Source organism: Kribbella rubisoli (assembly GCF_004217145.1).
GTDB classification, from domain to species: Bacteria; Actinomycetota; Actinomycetes; order Propionibacteriales; family Kribbellaceae; genus Kribbella; species Kribbella rubisoli.
In genome coordinates this window covers 350,282-372,955 of sequence record NZ_SHKR01000014.1, presented here as the reverse complement: position 1 = coordinate 372,955, position 22,674 = coordinate 350,282, and the positions used below count along the sequence as shown (strand labels likewise).

General features: G+C 67.5%; 18 protein-coding genes and 1 pseudogene. 13 read left to right on the top strand and 6 right to left on the bottom strand.

The features are described from left to right. Positions 1 to 49: 49 nt before the first annotated feature. Both EV645_RS27320 and EV645_RS27315 read left to right on the top strand, forming a co-directional pair. Entirely contained in the window at positions 50 to 1,366 is a 1,317-nt protein-coding gene (locus EV645_RS27320) for a sulfatase family protein (RefSeq protein WP_130446871.1), read from the top strand. Between the two features lie 5 nt (positions 1,367 to 1,371). Then, positions 1,372 to 2,751 (top strand): sulfatase family protein, encoded by a 1,380-nt coding sequence (locus tag EV645_RS27315; protein ID WP_242000695.1) that lies wholly within the window; start codon positions 1,372 to 1,374, stop codon positions 2,749 to 2,751. Here the strand turns inward: EV645_RS27315 and lipB are convergent. Then, on the bottom strand, positions 2,740 to 3,456 hold the full coding sequence (gene lipB / locus EV645_RS27310; protein WP_130446869.1) for a lipoyl(octanoyl) transferase LipB: 717 nt from the start codon (positions 3,454 to 3,456) through the stop codon (positions 2,740 to 2,742). The genes EV645_RS27315 and lipB overlap by 12 nt on opposite strands. Positions 3,457 to 3,628: 172 nt before the next feature. Between lipB and EV645_RS27305 the strand changes: the two genes are divergently transcribed. Further along, the gene (locus EV645_RS27305; protein WP_157997162.1) at positions 3,629 to 5,554 is read left to right on the top strand and encodes an HNH endonuclease signature motif containing protein; all 1,926 of its coding nucleotides are present in this window, start codon (positions 3,629 to 3,631) and stop codon (positions 5,552 to 5,554) included. A 92-nt stretch (positions 5,555 to 5,646) separates the two neighbouring features. Further along, complete coding sequence (locus tag EV645_RS27300; RefSeq protein ID WP_157997161.1) at positions 5,647 to 7,521, top strand: protein kinase domain-containing protein; 1,875 nt, start codon at positions 5,647 to 5,649, stop codon at positions 7,519 to 7,521. A gap of 32 nt (positions 7,522 to 7,553) precedes the next feature. On the opposite strand, the gene EV645_RS27295 is transcribed toward EV645_RS27300, so the two are convergent. The 3 genes from EV645_RS27295 to lpdA all read right to left on the bottom strand — a co-directional run bounded on the left by EV645_RS27295 (position 7,554) and on the right by lpdA (position 11,957). Beyond that, a complete protein-coding gene (locus tag EV645_RS27295) occupies positions 7,554 to 8,441 on the bottom strand; it encodes a TIGR01777 family oxidoreductase (RefSeq protein WP_130446866.1) in 888 nt (295 codons plus the stop codon). Positions 8,442 to 8,561: 120 nt separating this feature from the next. Next, positions 8,562 to 10,427, bottom strand: coding sequence for a 2-oxoglutarate dehydrogenase, E2 component, dihydrolipoamide succinyltransferase (gene sucB, locus EV645_RS27290; RefSeq protein ID WP_130446865.1), 1,866 nt, complete (start codon positions 10,425 to 10,427; stop codon positions 8,562 to 8,564). A 126-nt stretch (positions 10,428 to 10,553) separates the two neighbouring features. Continuing rightward, the gene (gene lpdA, locus EV645_RS27285; RefSeq protein ID WP_130446864.1) at positions 10,554 to 11,957 is read right to left on the bottom strand and encodes a dihydrolipoyl dehydrogenase; all 1,404 of its coding nucleotides are present in this window, start codon (positions 11,955 to 11,957) and stop codon (positions 10,554 to 10,556) included. A gap of 185 nt (positions 11,958 to 12,142) precedes the next feature. Between lpdA and EV645_RS27280 the strand changes: the two genes are divergently transcribed. After that, complete coding sequence (locus EV645_RS27280; RefSeq protein ID WP_130446863.1) at positions 12,143 to 12,460, top strand: hypothetical protein; 318 nt, start codon at positions 12,143 to 12,145, stop codon at positions 12,458 to 12,460. 34 nt (positions 12,461 to 12,494) lie between these two features. Then, positions 12,495 to 12,824 (top strand): cupin domain-containing protein, encoded by a 330-nt coding sequence (locus tag EV645_RS27275; RefSeq protein WP_130446862.1) that lies wholly within the window; start codon positions 12,495 to 12,497, stop codon positions 12,822 to 12,824. On the opposite strand, the gene EV645_RS27270 is transcribed toward EV645_RS27275, so the two are convergent. Beyond that, positions 12,813 to 14,306, bottom strand: a complete 1,494-nt coding sequence (locus tag EV645_RS27270; RefSeq protein ID WP_130446861.1) for a leucyl aminopeptidase — start codon at positions 14,304 to 14,306, stop codon at positions 12,813 to 12,815. The two genes, EV645_RS27275 and EV645_RS27270, sit on opposite strands and share 12 nt — an antisense overlap. 97 nt (positions 14,307 to 14,403) lie before the next feature. Between EV645_RS27270 and gcvT the strand changes: the two genes are divergently transcribed. The 7 genes and pseudogenes from gcvT to EV645_RS27240 all read left to right on the top strand — a co-directional run bounded on the left by gcvT (position 14,404) and on the right by EV645_RS27240 (position 21,963). Next, positions 14,404 to 15,522 (top strand): glycine cleavage system aminomethyltransferase GcvT, encoded by a 1,119-nt coding sequence (gene gcvT / locus EV645_RS27265; RefSeq protein WP_130446860.1) that lies wholly within the window; start codon positions 14,404 to 14,406, stop codon positions 15,520 to 15,522. Between the two features lie 332 nt (positions 15,523 to 15,854). Further along, a pseudogene (locus EV645_RS42870) lies at positions 15,855 to 16,016 on the top strand (ABC transporter permease); the annotation flags it as partial. Between the two features lie 491 nt (positions 16,017 to 16,507). Continuing rightward, the gene (locus tag EV645_RS42865) at positions 16,508 to 16,861 is read left to right on the top strand and encodes an ABC transporter permease (RefSeq protein WP_242000694.1); all 354 of its coding nucleotides are present in this window, start codon (positions 16,508 to 16,510) and stop codon (positions 16,859 to 16,861) included. A gap of 41 nt (positions 16,862 to 16,902) precedes the next feature. Further along, positions 16,903 to 18,660, top strand: a complete 1,758-nt coding sequence (locus EV645_RS27255; protein ID WP_130446859.1) for an ABC transporter substrate-binding protein — start codon at positions 16,903 to 16,905, stop codon at positions 18,658 to 18,660. Between the two features lie 97 nt (positions 18,661 to 18,757). Next, positions 18,758 to 19,750: an ABC transporter permease gene (locus tag EV645_RS27250; RefSeq protein ID WP_130446858.1), complete on the top strand. Its 993-nt coding sequence runs from the start codon at positions 18,758 to 18,760 to the stop codon at positions 19,748 to 19,750. 47 nt (positions 19,751 to 19,797) lie between these two features. Beyond that, a complete protein-coding gene (locus EV645_RS27245; RefSeq protein WP_242000693.1) occupies positions 19,798 to 20,925 on the top strand; it encodes an ABC transporter ATP-binding protein in 1,128 nt (375 codons plus the stop codon). Between the two features lie 18 nt (positions 20,926 to 20,943). Continuing rightward, a complete protein-coding gene (locus EV645_RS27240) occupies positions 20,944 to 21,963 on the top strand; it encodes an ABC transporter ATP-binding protein (RefSeq protein ID WP_130446856.1) in 1,020 nt (339 codons plus the stop codon). 70 nt (positions 21,964 to 22,033) lie between these two features. On the opposite strand, the gene EV645_RS27235 is transcribed toward EV645_RS27240, so the two are convergent. Continuing rightward, complete coding sequence (locus EV645_RS27235) at positions 22,034 to 22,573, bottom strand: hypothetical protein (protein WP_130446855.1); 540 nt, start codon at positions 22,571 to 22,573, stop codon at positions 22,034 to 22,036. Between the last annotated feature and the right edge of the window lie 101 nt (positions 22,574 to 22,674).

Here is a 22,674-nt window from a genome sequence, read left to right as displayed (position 1 = left end):
GACACATCCGCCCCAAGCGCACCGGCAATCGTTTGCCTAGGCTGTCCACGTGGACCGTCCTCCGAACATCCTCGTAGTCCTGTCCGACGAGCACACCGCCGCCGCAGCCGGGTGGGCCGGCCATCCGCACGTACAGACGCCGCATCTGGACCGCCTGGCCGCACAGGGCGTTTCGTTCGACCGCGCCTACACGAACAGCCCGATGTGCGTCCCCTCCCGGCTCTCGATGATGTCAGGGCAGTACGTGCACCAGATCGGGGCCTGGGACAACGGCGTGATCCCCGGCCCGACGTACCGCACCTGGGGTCACCATCTGCGCGAGGCCGGTTACACCTCGCTCATCGCCGGACGCACGCACTTCAACGGACCAGACCGCCTGCTGGGCTTCGACAAGCGCCTCACAGACGACCTGGACTTCTGGCTGGACCACAGCGGCCGCCCACCCCGCCGTACGCCGGACTGGCGACGTCCGTCCAACTCACACGTCACCGAACAGGGCGCAGGCGACCACGTCCACACGCAGCACGACGGAGCCGCAACCGACGCAGCAGTGGACTTCCTGCGTGCCCCTGGCGAGGACCCGTTCCTGCTGTACGTCGGGTACATGCACCCGCACTTCCCGTTGGTCGCCCCACCGGAGTTCCGCGCGCTGTACGACGCCGCCGATGTCGAACTGCCCTCTGTCGCCGACGAGCAGCACCCAGTGATCTCGTTGCTGCGCCACGGCTTCCGCAACGACGAACCGCTGACAGAGGAGCAGATCCGCGAGGCAACGGTCTGCTACTGGGCATTGATCAGTCACCTCGACCACCAGATCGGCCGACTGCTCGACGCGATCCCGGACGACACCGTGGTCATCTACACCAGCGACCACGGCGAAATGGCCGGTCGCCACGGCATCTGGCAGAAGCAGTGCTTCTACGAGCCCGCAGTTCGCATCCCTCTCCTGCTCCGCCACCCGGCCCGGTCGCCTGCCCGCACCGATGCCCACGTCAGCCTCGTCGACCTACTGCCAACGCTCAGAGACAGTGCTGGGCTGGCATCCGACTCGGCTCTGCCAGGCCATTCGTTGCTCGACCCAATGGATCGCCCCGTGCTCTCGGAGTACCACGCCCAAGGCATGCTCGACGGCGGCTTCATGCTCAAGTCCGGCCCCTGGAAGTACTGCTACTACGGCCCCGCCAACCCGCCGCAGGTCTTCAACCTCGACGACGACCCACTGGAGCTGAACGACCTGTCAGCCGACACACCTCTGGTGCAACGCCTGGACGCAGAGCTGAGATTGCTGCTGGACCCCGATGCGACCGATCTACGCGCGAAGACAGATCAGGCCGAGCGCCTGACTGCTTCGACCTCGAGAGGATGAGTGTGGTGCCTGCTCCGAACATTCTGCTGATCGTTTCCGACGACCACGGGTACGCCGACCGCGGTGGTCTCGGACTGCACGCCGACGTACACACCCCGTCCTTGGACCGCCTCGCCGCGGAGGGCGTGACCTGCACAGACGCGTACGTGACGGCGCCGATCTGCAGCCCGTCCCGCGCCGCGATCATCTCGGGGCTGTACCAGCAGCGGTGGGGCGGCCAATGGTTCGACTCGGCCTCCTTCCCGCCGGACGACGTACCGAGCCTGGCGGAGATCCTGCAGAACCAGGGTTATCGCACGGGGTATTTCGGCAAGGTGCACTACGGCAAGGAGGACGTGGGGGACAGGGCCTGCCCACCGCACCACGGCTTCGAGGAAACGCTCTACGGCTTGGCAGGCCAGTCCTCCGGGCGCCTGAACTACCTGCACCACTCGGAAGACGCAATGACGTCGTACGGGCAGCCGGCGGCACACCACATGGCTGTGCAACCGCTGCTGTCGGGCGACACCCCTGTTGAACACGAGGGCTTCCTGACGGCCGAGTTCGGTCGACGAGCAGCCGATTTCATGAGTACTGCGGACGAGCGCCCGTACTTCTGCATGGTCGCGTTCAACGCAGTACACAACTTCTGCTGGCAACTGCCGGAGTCCGAGCTGGAGGCGCGCGGCCTGCCTGCGTTCAGGGACTGGTCGCCAGACACGGACGGCTCCTTCATGGAGTGGTACGACGACGTGATCGTGCCGAACCTCCCGCATGGACGCGAATACTATCTCGCCCAGCTCGAGCTGATGGACGCGGAGATCGGTCGCCTCCTCGACGCGGCCGACGAGAACACCATCATCGTTTATCTCACCGACAACGGCGGATCGACCTGCAACTTCGGCGACAACGCCCCGCTGCGGGGCACGAAGTACACGCTCTGGGACGGCGGAATCCGCATCCCGATGATCTGGCGCTGGCCGGCTCAGCTGCCCGCGGGCCGCAGTACCGACGCTCTGGTCAGCAGCATGGACCTGGTGCCCACGCTGGCCAGCGCAGCCGGCGCGACCGTCAGCGAAACGGACGGCCTGGACATCCTCCCTGCCCTGGCCGGCACGTCATCCACAGCCCACGACACCCTCCACTGGGACTGCGGCTTCCAATGGGCTGTCCGCTCAGGCTCCTGGAAACTCAGCTGGGTCGCCGACGACACCAACACTCAGCACCTGAAGAGCTACGAACACGCACCCATGGGCAACGGCTGGTCCCTGACGGACCTGTCCACCGACATAGCCGAACAGACCAACCAGTACGCCGGGCGTCCGGAGGTTGTCGCCCGTCTCCAGGACTTGCACACCACCTGGCGAACCGAGGTGGGTCTAGCTAGCGGAGACTCAGACCGTTAGCCCGTAGGTGATCGCTGTCGGACCCTCGTCTGCGTGCTCGATGTCCGGGCTGCGCTCGTACTCTTCCCAGGCGAGGAGTTCATCGAGGTGCCGACGGACCGAATCCAGCACCTCTGTCACCGCCACCTCGCGGCCGAGCTCGTTCGACAGGGTCGTCACGTCGGCGTCCGAGATCCCGCACGGCACGATCCGGTCGAACCAGGCCAGATCGTTGTTGCAGTTCAATGCGAACCCGTGCATCGTCACGCCCTGAGCGACCCGGATCCCGATCGCCGCGATCTTCCGCTCCCGACCACGCTCGTCGGCTGCGACCCAGACACCGCTACGCCCCTTGACCCGCCCGGTCTTCACCCCGAAGTCCGCGCAGACTGCGATCAGGGCCTCCTCGAGCCGCCGCACGTAGTCCACGACGTACACATGTGAGGCGAGCTTGACGATCGGGTAGCCCACCAGCTGTCCCGGCCCGTGCCACGTGATCTTCCCGCCACGGTCCACGTCGACGACCGGCGTACCGTCGAACGGCCGCTCCTGCGGCTCGGTCCGCTTGCCGGCCGTGTACACCGGCGGGTGCTCGAGCAGGATCACCCTGTCCGACCCGGTGCCCTCGGCAACCTCCGCATGAAACCGCCGCTGCTCCGCCCACGCGGTCTCGTAGTCCACCGCGTCGGCTCCGAAGCCCGCTTCTACATACTTGATAACCCTCACCCGACCGAGTGTAAGCGCCCCTCAGCATCGCCCCGCCGAAGCCCCTCGACACCGATTTGGCTTAATCGAACACATGTTCTAATGTTATCGCATGGCGACCACGCAGGTGTCACCCCAGCCACCCGGAGAACGCACCCTCACGGGGCCCACCAGCATGGCTACGTCACCGGCCATGGTGTCGACTGAGTGGCCGGAGTACTTCGACGACGATCGGCCGGCGTCCTTCAACGCCGAGCTGGCCGATCGTTTCGACAGAGGAATGGCAGCCGATCTGGCATCGATGGAGGCCGCCGGCGTGCTCATTCCACCGGACGATCCGGACGCCGAGGGCGAACCGAGGTTCCTGTGCGAGGACGACTTCTACGACGACCTCCCGCCGATGTCAGCCGTCGACGCCCTCGAATGGGAGCTGTGGGCCGGTGTCGATCAGGATGAGGCGGAGCGGGCTATGCTGCGCCGCGACGCACCGGACTGGGTCTTCCTGCCGCCAGGTGCCGCACTGGCCGCGGCGCTGGAACCCGTCCGCCCGCAGTACGAATCACCGATCGCGTTGATCGAGCTGATGAAGGCCGCCAGCCGAATGTCATCGTGGGCCGAGTCCATCAAGCTCGCCGCGATGGCATCCTTCTACCGCCAGCGCAAGGCCCAGCACGCCGAGCAGCCACGGCCCAGCCAGATCGACAACTCGGGCCGGCCGATCGACCCTGAACGCTCCTGGGCCGCCGAGATCGCCGCCGCCCTGCACCTGACCACAGACACCGCCGGGCGCCACATCGACACCGCGCTACACCTGACCGGTCCGTTGACCGCAACCCACACAGCCCTGAAAACCGGGGCACTTACCTGGTCCAAGGCCCTCTCGGTCTCCGAGTCCACCCGCTCCCTGCCGGACTCAGCCGCCCAAGCAGTCGAGTCCCACGTACTGCGCAACGCCCACTCCCAAACCCACGCCAACCTCCGCCGATCCTTGCGCAAGCAGGTCGCCAAACACGCCGCCGCCACCGAGGCCGCCAGTCATCGCGAAGCCGTCCACAACCGCACCTGCAAGATCTTCCCCCTCTCCGACGGCATGGCCGGCCTCTGGGTCGTCCACACCGCCGACAAGATCCAGCAAATGTGGGTCGTCGTCCAAGCCCTCGCCAACCTAGCCAAACGCCCCGCCCCGCCGGCCCCAACCCCATTAGCCGGGCCCACCACCCAGCACCCGCCGGCCAGCCCCACCGCCACGGACGCCAACGGCGCCGCCGCTGAGGCCGCCGCCGATGCCGCCAACGGTGACGCCGACGCCGCTGAGGCCGCCGCCGATGCCGCCAACGGTGACGCCGCCGCCGACGACGCTGACGCTGCCCCTGAGAACCGTTCGCGTGACGAGCGGACTGCTGAACAGCGCCGGGCCGATGTCGCCGCAGACCTGTTCGAACAAGTCCTGCACAACGGAGTCGACTGGCTCGGCCGCCGCCTACCAGACCAGCACCGGCGCCGCCCGCACATCGAAGTACTGATCCCCGCCAACACCCTGCTGGGTTTGGACGACGATCCTTGCGAACTCACCGGGTACGGCCCCATCCCCGCCGAGCTGGCACGCCGCATCGCCGCCGACGGCACCTGGCGAAGACTCCTCACCGACCCCACGAACGGGACCGTGCTCGAAGCCTCCACCCACCGCCACGACCCCGGCGCCCTGGTCAGCGAAACTCTGCTCGCACGCCATCCAACCTGCGCGTGGCCGGGCTGCAACCGAGCCGCCCGCGAATGCGACCGCGACCACGGCACCCCCTTCGCCCGGTCGCGACGTACCAGCCTGTCCGGCCTCGCGCCGTACTGCGAGTACCACCACGTCATCAAAGACACCCCCGACTGGGGCTGGACCACAACCAACCACCCCGACGGCTCGATCACCCTGACCGCCCCCACAGGCCACCGCTACACAACGGTCCCACCGCCCCGAGGCCCGGTCACCCACCACCCGACCCTCATCCAACGCCCTCCGGGCCCCACCACCAGCGAGCCTGCGTACCCCCACGGATCTCCAAGCTTGCAGCGACCCGGAACCGAGCAGGTCCACCGAACCCACGGCACGGGCCTCCCCCCGTTCTGAACAGCAGCGTCCAGATGTGCTGGGCCGGCGACCGCATCCCGCCTGTGGATAACTCCGACGGCGGATGTCGCGATCGGTGCATCCTCTTTGGCATGGACCTCGCCGACTTCACCGGGTACAGCCTGCGCCGACAGCTCGGTTCCGGACCGGCCGGCACCGTCTGGCAGGTGCGGGACCGTACGTCGGGCCGCAACGCCGTGCTCAAACAGATCCCGCTCACCGCCGTTCCTGACCTGAGGAGACTCCGTGAAGACCTGAGCCTGCTGACCGGCATCCGCCACCCGCACATCGCCCGCCTGATGGAGTTCCGCGAGACCGAAACCGACCTGATCCTCATCAGCCAGTACGTCCCCGCCGGCAGCCTCGCCACACTCCTGTCCCGTCGTGGCCCCCTATCGCGCGGCGAGTTGGTAACCCTCCTCACCCCACTGGCCGAGGCAGTCAACTACCTCCACCGCGCCCACTTGACCCACGGCGCCATCACCCTCCACAACGTCCTACTGGACGCCGACGGCCGCCCCGTCCTGACCGACGCAGCCCTCCACCCCGCCCCACCAGCCACCGACCTAACAGCCCTAGCCACGCTGTCCCACCAAGCAGGCGCCGACCCCACCGTCTTCGCTCCAGCCCTCTTCACCAAAACCCCATCCACCGCCCTGCCCCGCCACCTCCTATCTCTAGCCGCCCCCACCCCCATCGACCTAGCAGTCCCCGACCCCGCGACAGCTGATTCGACCGGATCGGCCGCTACCGCTGGCGAACTGCCCGCGATGCCTGCTGGTGCTCCGGATGACCCGGACGTCATCCGTCCTGCCCCGCCCGCCGGGCCGGATCTGTCTGCTCTCCTCAGCGCCCCACGTCCGAAGACCTCCGATGAGACTCCCGGCGACGACGATCCGATCGCACTTTCCCGCGGCCAGCTAGCCGCACCTCCACCCAAGCCGCCCACCGCACCCTCGACCCCACCCGCTCACTCCGAACCGTCCTCAACCCCGACAGGAGGGTCAAAGCGCAGCCGCCCAAACCGCCGCACCCGATCCCGCCGAGGCCGCGTACTCAGACGCCTCCCACACCCGCCACGCAACACCCTCCTCGCGAGCATCCGGCGCCTCGTCCGACGCCCGCCGTATGGCACGCTCGCCGCTGCTGGTCTGGGTGTCGTTGTCGTGCTCGTCGTCGCGATCGTCCTGTTGCGGAGCTTGGACGCACCCGCGACCGCCCAAGCAGATCCCGCCCATCCTCGGTCCACGCACCCAACCTGCACACCGTCGCAGCCGGCCCAACCAACCTGCGGCCTTCCGCCGTCCACCCAGCAGACCACCACGCGGCCACAATCCGGGGAGCCGCCTGAAACGCCGTCTCAGCCGATCCGCTCGCGGCCGACCGGCCCCCAACCGACTGCCGTGCAACCGACTGCCGTGCAATCGACTGCCGTGCAATCGCCGGGTGGGCAATCGACTGCCGTGCAACCGACGGGTCTGGAATCGACGGGTCTGCAATCGAGTGGCGTGCGCTCGGCGACACCCGAGCAGACGGCGGCTTCTGCGCGGCCTACGGCTGGAGAGTGGACTGCTTCCACGCAGGCGGTTGCCTGGACGAGGCCTCTGCAGGCGCTCGATGCCCAGCGGGCTCAAGCGTTCTGGACGCTCGACCTAGAAGCCCTCGACCGCATCTACGTGCCGGGCAGCACGCCTTGGCGGTCCGACCATGCGCTCCTGTCCAGCTACCGCGAACAGCAGATCCGAGTGGAAGGTCTCCGGGTCCAGATCGACAGCTCCACAATCGCCCGCCGCACGCCAACCACAGTCACCCTCAAGACAACCGACCACCTGGCCGCCGGCCAAGCGGTCGATCAGGCCGGCGCCAAGACCCCACTTCCACCCGGAACCCCGACGACCAAACTCATCACCCTGACAACCAACCCAACCACCAAGGCCTGGCGAATCACGGCCATTACCCAAGCCTGACCCACACCAAGCAACAAGACCGACGCAGGTTGTCAGGCGAGCGCAGCAGAGAGGGCGGTGGTGACCGTCGGGTGGTGGAAGGGGAAGCCGGCGGACTGGAGACGAGTTGGCAAGGCTCGCTTGCTTCCCAGGAGTTCCCACGCAAACTCGCCCAGCGCGGCCTTCATCAAGAACGCAGGGACCGGCACGAACGCCGGTCGGTTGAGCGCCGTAGCGAGCGCCTCGGTGAATTCCGAATTGGTGGCCGGGGTAGGGAGAGCGACGTTCACCGGACCGTTGATGGTGTCGTTCTCGGCGACGAAGCGGACGGCTCGGATCCAGTCGGTCAGCGAGACGACGGGGAAGTACTGGCGGCCGGACCCGAGGCGACCGCCGAGGCCGACACGAAAAGGAAGGGAGAGGAGCTGGAACGCAGGAGCCCTGCGATCGAGTACGACGCCGGTGCGAAGTGCGGCGACCCGGCTGCCTGCCGCACGGGCGGGCTCGAGCGCGCCTTCCCAGAGGCGTACGACGTCGGAGAGGAAGCCCTCGCCGAGTTCGGAGTCCTCGGTGAGGATGCGGTCGCCGAGATCCGTCCCGTAGCCGCCGACCCCGCTCTGCGTGATCAGGACCGGATGCCGGTCGAGCTGCGACGCGGCCGTCGCCAGAGTCGCCGTTGTACTGACGCGGCTCTCGCGGATCGTGTTGCGGTACGTCGGGGTCCACGGGCGGCCGATGTTCGCGCCGGCCAGGTTGACCAGGATGTCGGGGTCGCCGAGGGACGCGGGGTCGAGTTCACCGGCGGCCGGGTCCCAGCTGATCTCGTCGGGCGTGGACGGAGTACGGCGTACCAGGCGGAGGACCTGGTGGCCGTCGGCAACCAAGTCGCGGGTCAGGGCCTTGCCGAGGAAGCCGGATGCCCCGGCCAGCACGTACTTCATCCCGCTTGCTCCTTCTGGGGTTCGAACACAGTCGGGTTCGCTGTACACAAAAGCGCCGGTGCCCGTCTCCGGGGAGACAATGCACCGGCGCCTTCACTGACGGATCAGAAGCTGATCGGATCAGACGTCGAACTGGGCCTCTTCGAGGCGCTTCTTGACCGCGGTCAGGTAGCGGGCCGCGTCGGCGCCGTCGACCAGACGGTGGTCGTAGGTCAGCGCCAGGTACACCATCTGCCGGATCGCGATCGTCTCACCGAGCTCCGGGTGGGTGATGACGACCGGCCGCTTCACCACGGCACCGGTCCCGAGCATGCCGACCTGCGGCTGGTTCAGGATCGGGGTGTCGAACAGCGCGCCCCGGCTACCGGTGTTGGTGATCGTGAACGTGCCGCCAGCCATCTCGTCCGGCAGCACCTTGTTGTTGCGGGTGCGGTCGGCGAGGTCGGCGATCTTCTTCGCCAGGCCGGCGATGTTCAGGTCGCCCGCGTTGTGTACGACGGGGACCATCAGGCCGCGCTCGACATCCACCGCGATGCCCAGGTGCTCGGCAGCGTGGTAGGTGATCTCGCCCTTCTCCTCGTCGATCGACGCGTTGAGCTTCGGGTACTGCTTCAGGGCGTCGACCGCGGCGAGTGCGAAGAACGGCAGGAACGACAGCTTCGTGCCCTCGCGGGCCTCGAACTCGGCCTTCTTCGCGTTGCGCAGCTTGGCGATCTCGGTGACGTCGACCTCGACGACTGTGGTCAGCTGGGCCGACACCTTCAGCGAGTTGACCATGTGGGCCGCGATCGCCTTGCGGATCCGGCTCATCTTCTCGGTCGTGCCACGCAGCGGGCTGATCGTCGCAGCCTGCGCGGGCGCCGCGGCCGGAGCAGCAGCCGGAGCGGCCGGGGCTGCGGCGGCAGCCTTCTTGGCCTCGGCGGCTGCGATCACGTCCTGCTTGCGGATCCGGCCACCGACACCAGTTCCCTGTACGGCGTTGAGGTCGACCTGGTGCTCCGTGGCCAGCTTGCGGACCAGGGGAGTGACGTAGTTCGGACCGTCGGTCGCAGCACCGTTCGGCGACGGAGCAGCTGCCGCCGGAGCAGCCGCGGGTGCCGGCGCCGGAGCGGCCGAAGCCTGCGCCGGGGCGGACTGCGGAGCCGGGGCGGCCTGCGGCGCGGGAGCGGCAGCAGCCGGAGCCTGCGGCGCGGGGGCAGCGGCCGGAGCCGGGGCAGGAGCGGGAGCAGCCGCCGGAGCCGGGGCGGCAGCGGGGGCGGCCTGGGCAGGAGCTGCGTCGCCTGAGCCGACGATTGCCAGCTCTGCGCCGACCTCGACGGTCTCGTCCTCGGCGACCTTGATCTCGAGGAGCTTGCCGGCGATCGGCGACGGGATCTCGGTGTCGACCTTGTCGGTGGAGACCTCGAGCAAGGGCTCGTCGACCGCGACGTCGTCACCGACCTGCTTGAGCCAGCGGGTGACCGTACCCTCGGTGACGCTCTCGCCGAGCGCGGGCAACGTCACCGACGTACCGGAAGCAGCACCGGAACCACCCGACGGGGCAGCGGCCGCGGCTTCCTGCGCGGCGGCCGGCTGCTCCTGCACGGGAGCGGGGGCAGCCTGCGCCGGAGCGGCCGGCTGCTCAGCGGCGGGTGCAGCCTCGGCAGGTGCAGCTTCGGCGGGTGCAGCCTCAGCAGGCGCGGCCTCGGCCGGAGCGGATTCGGCGGGTGCAGCTTCGGCGGGTGCGGCCGGAGCGGAGGTGGCTTCGCCCGCGTCGCCGATGACGGCGAGTTCGGCGCCGACCTCGACGGTCTCGTCCTCGGCGGCCTTGATCTCGAGCAGGGTGCCGGCCACCGGCGACGGGATCTCGGTGTCGACCTTGTCGGTCGAGACCTCCAGCAGGGGCTCATCGACGGCAACGGTGTCGCCGACCTGCTTGAGCCAGCGGGTGACGGTTCCTTCGGTGACGCTCTCCCCGAGGGCCGGCAGGGATACAGAGGTCGGCATGACGGTCGTTGCTCCTTCGTCTGATCGGTCGAGTGTCAGCCTACGGTGCCGCCGGAGCGGGCGAGATCCGGGTCACGGGCCCGTCACGCTCCAGCAGCTCAAACCTACTGGGACGATCCAGCAGGGTCAGTCATGGAAGTGCAAAGGTTTCCCCGCGAGCGCCAGGTGCGCTTCGCCGAGGGCCTCGTTCTGGGTCGGGTGGGCGTGGACCAGCGGCGCGACGTCGGCCGGGTACGCCTCCCAGTTGTAGATCAGCTGCGCCTCGCCGATCAGCTCACCGACACGCGAGCCGACCATGTGCAGGCCCACGACCGCGCCGTCCCGAGCGCGGACCAGCTTCACGAAGCCGGACGTCTTCAGGATCTGCGACTTGCCGTTGCCGCCGAGGTTGTAGTTGAGGATTTCGACGTCGCCGTACTGCGTGCGGGCCTGCTCCTCGGTCAGTCCGACCGACGCGACCTCCGGCTCGGAGTACGTCACCCGCGGGATGCCGGCCTCGTCGATCGGCGTCGGCGCGAGACCGGCGAGGTGCTCGACGACGAAGATGCCCTGCTGGAACCCGCGGTGTGCGAGCTGCAGCCCCGGCACGATGTCGCCGACCGCGTACACGCCCGGCACGCTCGTCTGCAGTGTCGAGTCGACGGTCACGAACCCGCGATCGAGCGCGACCCCGACCTCTTCGTACCCGAGGCCCGTGGTGTTCGGTCCGCGGCCGACGGCGACGAGCAGTACTTCGGCCTCGATCACCTCACCGCCCGCGACCGTCACCTGTACGCCGGAATCCGTCACCGCGACGGACTCGAACCGCGTACCGGTCTTGAAGGCGATCTTCCGCTTCCGGAACGCCCGCTCGAGCGTCTTGGAGCAGTCCGCGTCCTCGGCCGGGACGAGGCGGGGGAGGGCCTCGACGATCGTCACGCGAGTGCCGAACGACGTCCACGCCGAAGCGAACTCGACCCCGATCACGCCACCGCCCAGCACGACGGCCGACTCCGGGACGCGGTCGAGCGTCAGCGCGTGCTCGCTCGCGATCACCCGGTGCCCGTCGACCTCCAGCCCCGGCAGCGAACGAGAGTAGGAGCCAGAGGCAAGGATCACGTTGCGACCCGTGTACGTCGTGTCGCCGACCTGGACCGTGGTGGGGGAGGTGAGCCGCCCTTCGCCCTCGACGACCGTGATGCCGCGTGCCTTGATCTGCCCTTGCAGGCCCTTGAAGAGCCGGTCGACCACGCCGTCCTTGTACTTGTTCACGCCGCCCATGTCGACACCCTCGAGCGTCGTCCGGACACCGAACTGCTCGCCCTCACGGGCCGAGTCGGCGATCTCAGCGGCGTGCAGCAGCGCCTTGGTCGGGATACATCCGCGATGCAGACAGGTCCCGCCGACCTTGTCCTTCTCCACCAGCGCCACCGACATACCGAGCGTCGCGGCACGCAGTGCGGCGGCGTAGCCACCGCTGCCGCCGCCGAGAATCACCAGGTCGTACGTCGTACCGGTGCCGGTCGGGGTGCCGGTCGGGGTATCAGTCACAGGTTCCTCCGTGAGTCAGGTCCAAGGCAGGCGGTCCCGGATCGCGGTTCCGGCCCGGCGCAATCTTGTCACCGATCCGGCCCCGATCCACGCCGGGGCCGTACCGGTGCGGGCAGATCGCTACTGCCCGCAACCGTTATCCAGGATTTCGGCCATGACTTGCACACATAGTGGACACTTACCTCATGAAGTGGTTCGGTCGCCGGCAGAAGGCCGGAACGATGCGCCGGGCGGAAACTCCGGACCAGGCGCACCTGAAGGAGTTCGTCCAGACCCGCCAGGGAGTCGAGGGATTCGTCGAGCCGCGCACCGCGGTCACGGAATACACACTGCTCCTGGTCGCGATCGACGGTGAATGGACCCGCCGCCGGGTCCCGTCGGTGCAGTGGGCCCACAACTTCCTCAACAAGCTCGGCATCCCGTCGTACGACGCGGCCGTGGTCGGGTATCCGCCCCGGATGCGCGAGTACAACGCCCGGATGAAGAAGAACGGTCTGGCCTGAAGGATCGGCACAGCGGAGCGGACCGGACTGAGAGATGAAGGACGAGAAGGAGTTCTTCAGCACCGGCGGCCAGAAATGGGTCGACACCGGTGGCGGCATCTCGGAGCGGGTGCTGAGCCGCGACCCCGATGGAACGCTGACCAGGCTCGCCCGCTGGGCGCCCGGCACCTTGTCAGGTGAGGAAATCATCCGCCACGAGTATGTCGAAGAGGTCTACCTGCTCGAGGGTGAGCTGACTGATCTCACCCTCGAGCAGACGTTCCGGCCCGGCGACTACGCCTGCCGGCCGCCGGGCATGCGGCACGGTCCCTACAGAACAGAGACCGGCTGCACCATGCTGGAGATTCGTTACTCAGCTCGCTGACGCGGCCAGCTCGACCAGCGTGCGCACCGCGTAACCCGTGCCGCCGTTCGGGATGTAGCCGGACGCGCCGCCGTCGTTGAACGCCGGGCCGGCCACATCCAGGTGCACCCAGTCGATGCCCTCAGCAACGAAGTCGCCGAGGAAGGCGGCCGCGGCCAGCGCGCCGCCCCAGGCCTCGCCGGTGATGTTGGCCAGGTCCGCGACCTTCGAGTGCGACTTCAGCTTGTCGAGCATCTCGGCCGGGATCGGCAGCGGCCACATCGACTCACCGGCAGCGATCGCGGCGTCGACGACGCGGTCGCGCGCGGTGTCGGTGTTCGCGAACGCGCCGGCCACCTTGGTGCCCAGGGCAACGACACAGGCGCCGGTCAGGGTCGCCACGTCGACGATCAGGTCGGGCTGGTCCTCGGACGCCCGCACCAGCGCGTCGCCGAGCACGAGCCGGCCCTCGGCGTCGGTGTTCAGCACCTCGACGGTCTTGCCGCCGTACATCGTCAGTACGTCGGACGGCCGCGCCGCCGAGCCGGACGGCATGTTCTCGGCCATCGCGGCGTACGTCGTCACCTGCACCGGCAGGCCGAGCCGCGCGATGGCGAGCGTCGCGCCGATGACCGCGGCGGCGCCGGCCATGTCGGACTTCATGCTGACCATGCCGGTCGAGGTCTTCAGCGACAGACCGCCGGAGTCGAACGTGATGCCCTTGCCGACGAAGGCCAGGTGAGTGACCGGCTTCTTGGGGGTGTACGAAAGCCGGACCAGTCGCGGCGGGTTGGTCGAGCCCTGGCCGACGCCGAGGATGCCGCCGTACCCGCCCTTGGCGAGCGCCTTCTCGTCGAGCACCTCGACCTTGACGCCGTACTCCTTGCCGAGCTTGACCGCGTCGGCGGCGAACTCGACCGGGTGCAGGTCCGACGGCGGGGTGTTGACCCAGTCGCGCACCTGCGCGACGGCGTCCGCGGTCACCTCGGCGCGCTCGAGCGCGGCCTTGGCGTCCTTGTTGCGGGCCAGGTCGGTGAGCAGCGTCAGGTTGCCCGGCGCTTCAGAGCTGTCCGACGACTTGTACGCCGTGAAGGCGTAGCGCCCCATCAAGGCGCCCTCGGCCACCGCGCGGACGCAATCCGCGTCCGGGGTCGGCAGCGCGAGCGCGACCGACTGCGAGATCTTCACCGCGCGCACACCGGTGCCGGCAGCGGTCCGCAGGTCCTCGGTCTTCAGCGCGCCGTCGGGGGCCGCGCCGAGGCCGACCGCGATCAGCGTCGCCGACTTGCCCGGCTTCGGCCCGGGCACCTTGGTCACCTCCCCGGCCTTGCCGGTGGCGCCGAGTCCGGACAGCACCTCCACCAGCTTCCCGCCGTACGCGGCGTTCAGCGACTCGGTGCCGGCCGGCAGAGTGACGCCGCCGCCGAGTTTGACCACGCCGATGACCACGGCGTCGGTCTTGACGCCAGCGGCATCTGACTTGCTCAGGGTGATGGTGGTCACGAAATCCTCAGTCCTCCTTGACCGGCTGGCAGATGGCCGGTCGTCACGGTACGTGCAAGCTGCCTGAGCATGCTACGCGTCCGGTAGTTTCCCCTCCATGACCGAGTCGACCGATTTGAAGAAGTCCCCGCTGCACGAGCGCCATGTCGCGCTCGGCGCCAAGTTCGCCGAGTTCGGCGGCTGGGAGATGCCTCTGGAGTACAGCGGGGTGGTAGCCGAACATACTGCGGTCCGTACGTCGGTCGGCGTCTTCGACGTGAGCCACCTGGGCAAGGCGACCGTGAAGGGCCCGGGCGCCGCGGCGTACGTGAACGCGTGCCTGACCAACGATCTGGGCAAGATCGCGCCGGGCCAGGCGCAGTACACACTGTGCTGCAACGCGCGCGGGGGAGTGGTCGACGACCTGATCGCGTACCTGCACGCCGACGACGACGTGTTCCTGATCCCGAACGCCGCCAACACCGCCGAGGTCGTCCGTCTGCTGCAGGCCGATGCCCCCGACGGCGTCGAGGTGGCGAACGTCCACGACGACTACGCGATCCTCGCCATCCAGGGCGCGAACAGCGACGAGGTCGTCGCCGCGATCGGCCTTCCGACCGGACACGACGCGGTGGAGCCTTTGAACTACATGGCGTTCGCCACAGCAGACTTCGGCGGTACGCCGGTTGTCGTGTGCCGCACTGGTTATACGGGCGAGCGCGGCTATGAGCTCGTCGTACCGAACGCTGCCGCTGTGGCGGTGTTCGACGCACTGCTGGAGGCCGGGAAGCCGCACAACATCGTGCCGGCCGGGCTCGGCGCCCGCGACACGCTGCGGACCGAGATGGGATACCCGCTGCACGGCCAGGACATCACGCCGGACATCACGCCCGTCCAGGCACGCTCCGGATGGGCTGTCGGCTGGAAGAAGGAGCACTTCTGGGGCGACCAGGCTCTGCGCGCGGAGAAGGAGGCCGGACCGGCGAAGATCCTGCGTGGTCTCCGGGCGGCCGGCAGGGGTATTCCGCGGCCGCATATGTCCGTTCTGGGCGAATCCGGAACAGCGCTCGGTGAAGTCACGTCCGGGACGTTCTCGCCGACCTTGAAGAAGGGCGTCGCGCTGGCACTGCTGGACGCGACGGTAAAGGAAGGCGACCAGGTATCGGTTGACATCCGGGGCCGGCAGGAGCTGTTCGACGTCGTCAAACCGCCGTTCGTCACCGTCCACGTCCGGTAAGGCCATTTTGGTCACGTTCTGTAATATCGTGGCACAAATTGGCCACTGTCGGTGCTGTGCCGACGCGTTTTGCGAAGAATTGACTGCGAACAGTGACGATTCGGGGCAAATGTTCCGTTCCAGTACCCGTTCCGGTAACGATTTGTGCACTGGTGCCGGGCACCGCTGGTTTGGTGTCACAGTGTCAGGCAGGCTAGCCCGCGGTTGTGGGGAATCGGCTCTGTCAAGGGGATTTGACGCGAGCCTCCACAGAGCAAAGGCTCGGCACGCTATCCACCGATAAGTGCCGGATCTGCGGACCGAAATCCGGCCGACTGACTGACGGAGTGCGAATGAGTATTGGGTCGCCCGACTCGACCGTAGGGATCGAGGACCACCCGGCGTCGGCAGAGCCGGTGCGCACCGCGGCCACCCCGCACGGGAAGTCGCCGAGCCGGATCGCGTTCGACCGGTTGCGCAAGGACCGGGTTGCGGTGATCTGCGCGTCGATCGTATTGTTCTTCATCCTGATCGCGATCTTCGCTCCGCTGCTGGCCAAGCTCGAGGGCCAGGACTACAGCACCTTCCACACCGACCTGATCGACGAGTACGGGTACCCGACGATCGGGATCAACGGCTCGCACTGGTTCGGCGTCGAGCCGAAGACCGGCCGGGACAACTTCGCCCGCTGGGTGTTCGGCGCCCGCCCGTCGCTGATCATCGCGTTCCTGGCCACCGTCGTCGGCACCGTGATCGGCGTCGTGATGGGTCTGCTGGCCGGCTTCCTCGGCGGCTGGGTCGACCGCGTGATCTCCTGGCTGATCGACTTCGTGCTGAGCCTGCCGTACCTGCTCTTCGCGATCGCGCTGGTGCCGATCGTCGAGTCGATGCGCGGCGGTTCGTTCAACCTGACGCCGCAGGAACAGGCGTCGATCCGCTTCTATGTATTGATTTTCGCCTCTCGTTCTTCGGCTGGGCAGGCTTGGCCCGGATCATCCGGGGCGAGGTGCTTTCGCTGCGCGAGCGTGAGTTCGTGCTCGCCGCCAAGGCGATCGGCGTACCGACCCGGCAGGTCCTGTTCAAGGAACTGCTGCCCAACCTGGTCGCCCCGATCGTCATCTCGGCCTCGCTGGCGCTGCCCGCCTACGTGACCGCGGAGGCTGGACTTTCCTTCCTCGGTGTCGGACTGGTCGAACCGATCCCCTCGTGGGGTCAGACGATCTCCGTCGCCACAAACTGGTTCAAGGCCGACCCGATGTACCTCTGGCTGCCTGTGATCGGGATCACCGCTCTGGTGCTCGCTCTCGCGCTGCTCGGAGACGCGATCCGGGACGCCTTCGACCCCAAGACTCGCCGGTAGTTCGGCGATTGCCCCAGCGGCAGAAAAGGAGAAACCCGACCATGCAGTGGAAACGGATAACCGCGGTTGCGGCGACGGTCATGCTGGCCGCCGTGGCCTGTGGCAGCCCGTCCTCGAACAGCGGTAGCAAAGGTGACACCAACAGCACGGGGGGCGCTCAGGTCAAGGCCACGGACCCCACTGCGAAGGGCCCTGCCGCTGACGTCGACGGAGCGAAGAAGGGCGGCACGATCACCGTCCTCAGCGACGTGACGCCGGACACCTTCGACCCGACGAACATCTACTACGTCGACGGCAACCAGATCGGCAAGCTGTTCTACCGCGCGCTGACGCAGTACCGCCTGGACGGCCCGGACCACAAGCCGGTCCTGGTTCCGGACCTGGCCGAGGACCTCGGCACGAAGTCCGCGGACGGCCTGACCTGGACGTTCAAGCTGAAGCAGGGCATCAAGTACCAGGACGGCACGCCGGTCAAGGCTGCCGACTACGCGTACGCGATCAAGCGGTCCTTCGCGCACGACCTGTACGACGCCGGACCGACGTACCAGCTGCAGTTCTTCCTGGACGGCGACAAGTACAAGGGCCCGTACGGCCCGAACGGCGCCGACTACAAGGGTGTCGAGACGCCGGACGACAACACGCTGGTGATTCACCTGGCGAAGAAGTTCGACGACCTGCCGTACTACGTCGCGTTCCCGATGTTCGCGCCGATCCCGCAGGCCAAGGACACCCAGAAGAACTACGAGCAGCACCCGATGGTGACCGGTCCGTACCAGGTCCAGTCCTACACCCCGGGTACCGAGCTCAAGCTCACGAAGAACCCGAGCTGGGACCCGAACACCGACCCGGTGCGGCACCAGTACGTCGACGGCTGGGACTTCAAGTTCAGCCAGGACCTGATCAAGGCCCAGCGTCAGGTGCTGGCCAGCTCCGGTCCGGACGCCGACGCGCTGAACTACTCGAACCTGGACGTCTCGCTGCTGCCTGAGGTCAAGGACCAGTCGCAGCTCGTCAAGGGTCAGTCGCCGTGCACGATCATGTACACCATGGACACCCGGAAGATTCCGTTGGACGTCCGCAAGCTGATCGCCAAGGCGCACCCGTACGACGCGTGGCGCAAGGTTGCCGGTCTGAACCCGACCGACGACCCGCCGGCCTCGACGATCCTGCCGCCGGCTGTCCCGGGCTTCGACAAGTACGAGCTCCCGGGTCTGACCGGTACCGGTAAGGGTGCCGAGGACGACGCGGTGGCCGCCGAGGTCAAGTCCGAGCTGGCGAAGATCGGCAAGTCGAACTTCGAGCTCAGCTGGTACTACTCGATCGACGACAAGATCTCGACCCAGACGACGCAGCTGCGCAAGCAGATGTTCGAGAAGGCCGGCTTCAAGGTCCGCGCCATCGGCGTCCCGAAGGCCAAGATCCGTACGTTCACCGGTGACCAGAACGCTCCGGTCAACATCGGCAAGACCCCGACCGGTTGGTGCTCCGACTGGCCGAGCGGCACCAGCTGGTTCCCGGTGCTGTTCAAGTCCGACGCGATCGCGCTCGGCAACAGCGTCGGTCAGCTGCAGGACAAGGCCCTCGACGCCGAGATCGACGCGGTCACGGCCAAGACGCCGGACGAGCAGCTGAAGGAATGGAAGAACGTCGACAAGGACATCCTGGAGAAGTACCTCCCCGTCCTGCCGCTGTACTACAGCTCGACCAACTCGCCGATCGGTAAGAACATCGGGCACGCGATCAACGACCCGACACAGGGTATGCCCGAGTTCACCTCGATGTTCCTGAAGCAGCCCTGATCCAAGTCCGTTCTGAAGTAGTAGTCAGTCATTGAACGGTGATGTGGTGCCCGGACCACCGTCCGGGCACCACATCGATCGGTGAGGAGACAATCCCGTGCTCTATTTCGTGGCGCGCCGACTGGTCAGCGCGCTCAGTGTCGTGTTGGCAACGCTCATCGCGACCTTCGCGTTGTTCTTCGTCGCGCCGACCGATCCGGCCGGTGCGATCTGCGGCGAGCGCCAGTGCACCCAGCAGCGCTACAACGAGATCAGGCAGAACCTGCATCTCGACCGGCCGAAGGTGCAGCAGTTCGCGGAGTACACGGCGGGAATCTTCACCGGCCGCGACTTCACCACGTCGGGCGTGACGCAGCACTGCGCTGCGCCGTGTCTCGGCTTCTCGTTCAAGAACGACCGCCCGGTCACCGAGATGATCAAGACCCGGTTCCCGGTGACGGTCTCACTCGTGCTCGGGTACGCCGTCCTGGTGCTGACGATAGGTGTGTTCGTCGGGTCCATGGCGGCGAAGAGACGCGGGACCCTGGGCGACCGGGCACTGATGACCAGCACGCTGGTGGTCAGTTCGGTGCCGTACTACATCGTCGCCCTGATGGTCGCCCTCTACCTGACCGTGCTCTATCCGATTCTTCCACGCGGTGAATGGACACCGATCTCGGAGAATCCGGCGAAATGGGCAGCCGGTCTGCTGACACCCTGGCTGGTGCTCGGCATCTACAACTGCACCGCGTACGCGCGGTACTCACGCGGCTCCATGGTCGAGACGCTGAGCGAAGACTTCATCCGTACCGCGCGGGCCAAAGGCCTGTCCGACCGCGTGGTCACCTACAAGCACGCGCTGCGCTCCGGGTTGATCCCGGTCGTGACGATCTTCGGTCTGGATGTCGCCGGCAGCCTCGGCGGCGCGATCTTCACCGAACGGATCTTCGACCTCCCCGGTCTCGGCGTCCTCGTGCTCGACAGTTTGAACAGCTACGACCTGCCGGTGATCATGGGCACCGTGCTGGTCGCCTCCGTCATCATCGTCGTGATGAACCTGCTGGTGGACATCGGCTACAGCCTGATCGACCCGCGGGTGAGGCTCTCGTGAGCAACCCAGCGCCCCAGGACAGGGCTCCCGAAGACCGGAAGGACAGCATGGCCGAGAGCGCAGCCACACCGCCGGCCGCCGCCGCGGCGGCCAAGCGTGGCCCGTCGGTCGCCACCCGTGAGCGTCGCGACGGTTTGGTCAACCCCAGCGGCGAGACGCCGTACCTGGTGGTCGAGGACCTGAGTGTGAAGTTCCCGACCGCCGACGGTCTGGTCAGCGCGGTGAACGGGCTGAGCTACTCGGTCCCGCTCGGCCGCACGCTGGCGATCGTCGGCGAGTCCGGCTCCGGCAAGTCGGTGTCGAGTATGGCCGTGATGGGCCTGCACGACCGCAAGCGGACCCGGATCAGCGGGTCGATCCGGCTCGGCGGTGACGAACTCATCGGCCTGTCCGAGAACGACCTGATGAAGATCCGCGGCGACGCGGTGTCGATGGTGTTCCAGGACCCGCAGTCCTCGCTGCACCCGCTGTACACGATCGGCAACCAGCTGACCGAGGCGTACCGCGTGCACCACAAGGTCTCCAAGGACGTCGCCAAGAAGCGGGCGCTGGAGATGCTCGAACTGGTCGGCATCCCGAACCCGCCGCGGCGCTTCGCGCAGTACCCGCACGAGTTCTCCGGCGGTATGCGGCAGCGCGCGATGATCGCGATGAGCCTGATCAACGACCCGAAGCTGGTGATCGCCGACGAGCCGACCACCGCGCTGGACGTGACCGTGCAGGCGCAGATCCTGGACCTGCTGAACAACCTGCAGAAGGAGTTCGGCTCCGCGATCGTGCTGATCACGCACGACCTCGGCGTGGTGGCCGAGATGGCCGACGACGTCCTGGTGATGTACGCCGGGCGCTGCGTCGAGTACGGCACCGCCGCCGACGTACTGGCGAACCCGCGGATGCCGTACACCTGGGGTCTGCTCGAGTCGATCCCGACCGTGTCGGCCGCGAGCGAGCGGCTGCGCCCGATCAAGGGCCTGCCGCCGTCGCTGCTGAACCTGCCGGACGGATGTTCGTTCGCCGCGCGGTGCCCGTACGTCGAGCGCGTCAAGGGCGAGCTTTGCACCACCCAACTGCCGGAGCTGCTGCCGGTGGACGGCGCCGGTGCCCACACTTCCCGTTGTCACCTGCACGACAAGGCCTCGATCTACGAGGCCGAGGTCGCGCCGAGACTGGGCTGACGAGGGGACTGAGGAGATATGAGCGAAACGTTGCTGCAGGTCCGCGACCTGAAGATGCACTTCCCGATCAAGGAAGCGGCGGGTCTCGGCCGGACCAAGAAGGTCGTGCAGGCCGTCGACGGCGTCAGCTTCGATCTGAAGCAGAGCGGCAGCCTGGGTCTGGTCGGTGAGTCCGGTTGCGGCAAGTCGACCACCGGCCGGATGATCACCCGGCTGCTGACCCCGACGGCCGGCCAGATCCTGTTCAAGGGCACCGACATCGCGCAGCTGAAGGAGCGGGAACTGCGCCCGTTCCGCCGGCAGTTGCAGATCGTGTTCCAGGACCCGTACAGCTCGCTGAACCCGCGCCAGACGGTCAGCAACATCATCAGTACGCCGCTGCGCGTGCACAACCTGGTCAAGAAGGGCAAGGAGCTTGCCCGGGTCCAGGAGCTGCTGGAGCGGGTCGGTCTGAACCCGGAGCACCACAACCGGTACCCGAACGAGTTCTCCGGCGGCCAGCGGCAGCGCATCGGCATTGCCCGGGCGCTCGCGGTGGAGCCCGAGGTGATCATCGCCGACGAGCCGGTGTCCGCACTGGACGTGTCGATCCAGGCCCAGGTGATGAACCTGCTCGAGGACCTGCGCCGCGATCTCGGGATCGCGTTCGTGTTCATCGCGCACGACCTCGGCGTGGTCCGGCACTTCTGTGACGAGGTCGCGGTGATGTACCTCGGCAAGATCGTCGAGCAGGGCTCGCGGGACCAGATCTACAACGCCCCGCAGCACCCGTACACGCAGGCGCTGCTGTCGGCGGCGCCGGACCTCGGCACGATCCGCGGGGTGCCGCCGAAGGAGCGGATCCGCCTGGTCGGCGACGTACCTTCGCCGATCGACCCGCCGAGCGGCTGCCGGTTCCGGACCCGCTGCTGGAAGGCGGAGGACATCTGCGCGACCCAGGAGCCCCTGCTGGAGATCAAGCCGCAGTCCTCCCCGGGCCACACGGCCGCCTGCCACTTCGCGGAGCCCAAGGTCGACCTGACCGCCGCCACCGCGTAACCAACGGAGAAAGCCCTCGTCAACGGCGACGGGGGCTTTCTCGTGCGTGCTGGCTGACGTACTTGTTGGCTTACTTGTGGGTCCAGACGTAGCCCATGAAGCCGTCCATGTGCCAGCCCGCCTTGACGTACGAGGCCGCCGTCGCGGACCGCAGTACCCGCCAGCCGAGGCCGTTCTTCGAGACCCGGTAGACCGCGACCCGGTCCGACGCGGCGGCCACCGGGATCCGGCCGACGACGCCCTCGTAGACCCACTGGCCGGACGCGGCCAGCTTGATGCGCTCGGCGGTGGAGATCGACAGCAGGTACGACGATCCCGACTTCATCCGCAGCCGGTACACCGGCACGGTCCCGCGGATCGCCGTGTTCGCGACGTATCCCGGTACCTGGCCGGTGAACTTGAAGCCGAGCTTCTGCGAACTCAGGTATTCGGCCTGGCTCGCCGTGTAGAAGTACCCCTTACTGCCCGAGGTCCGCATCTCGATCAGCTGGGTCCGGTACGACGTGGCCGTAGCCGTGTTCTGTGCAGCGCCTGCGCTGTTGGCGACCAGCACGCCACCGACCGCCAGCGCGGCCGTGGTCACACCGGCCGCAATAACCTTCCACTTCATCTGCTGTCAAGCCTTTCGATCCTGGTCAAATTAGATGCCAAAGGCAACTAGCCCGTCCAGGACGTTAGCTCGCACAAGGGTCGTACCGGGCCGTCCTCCCG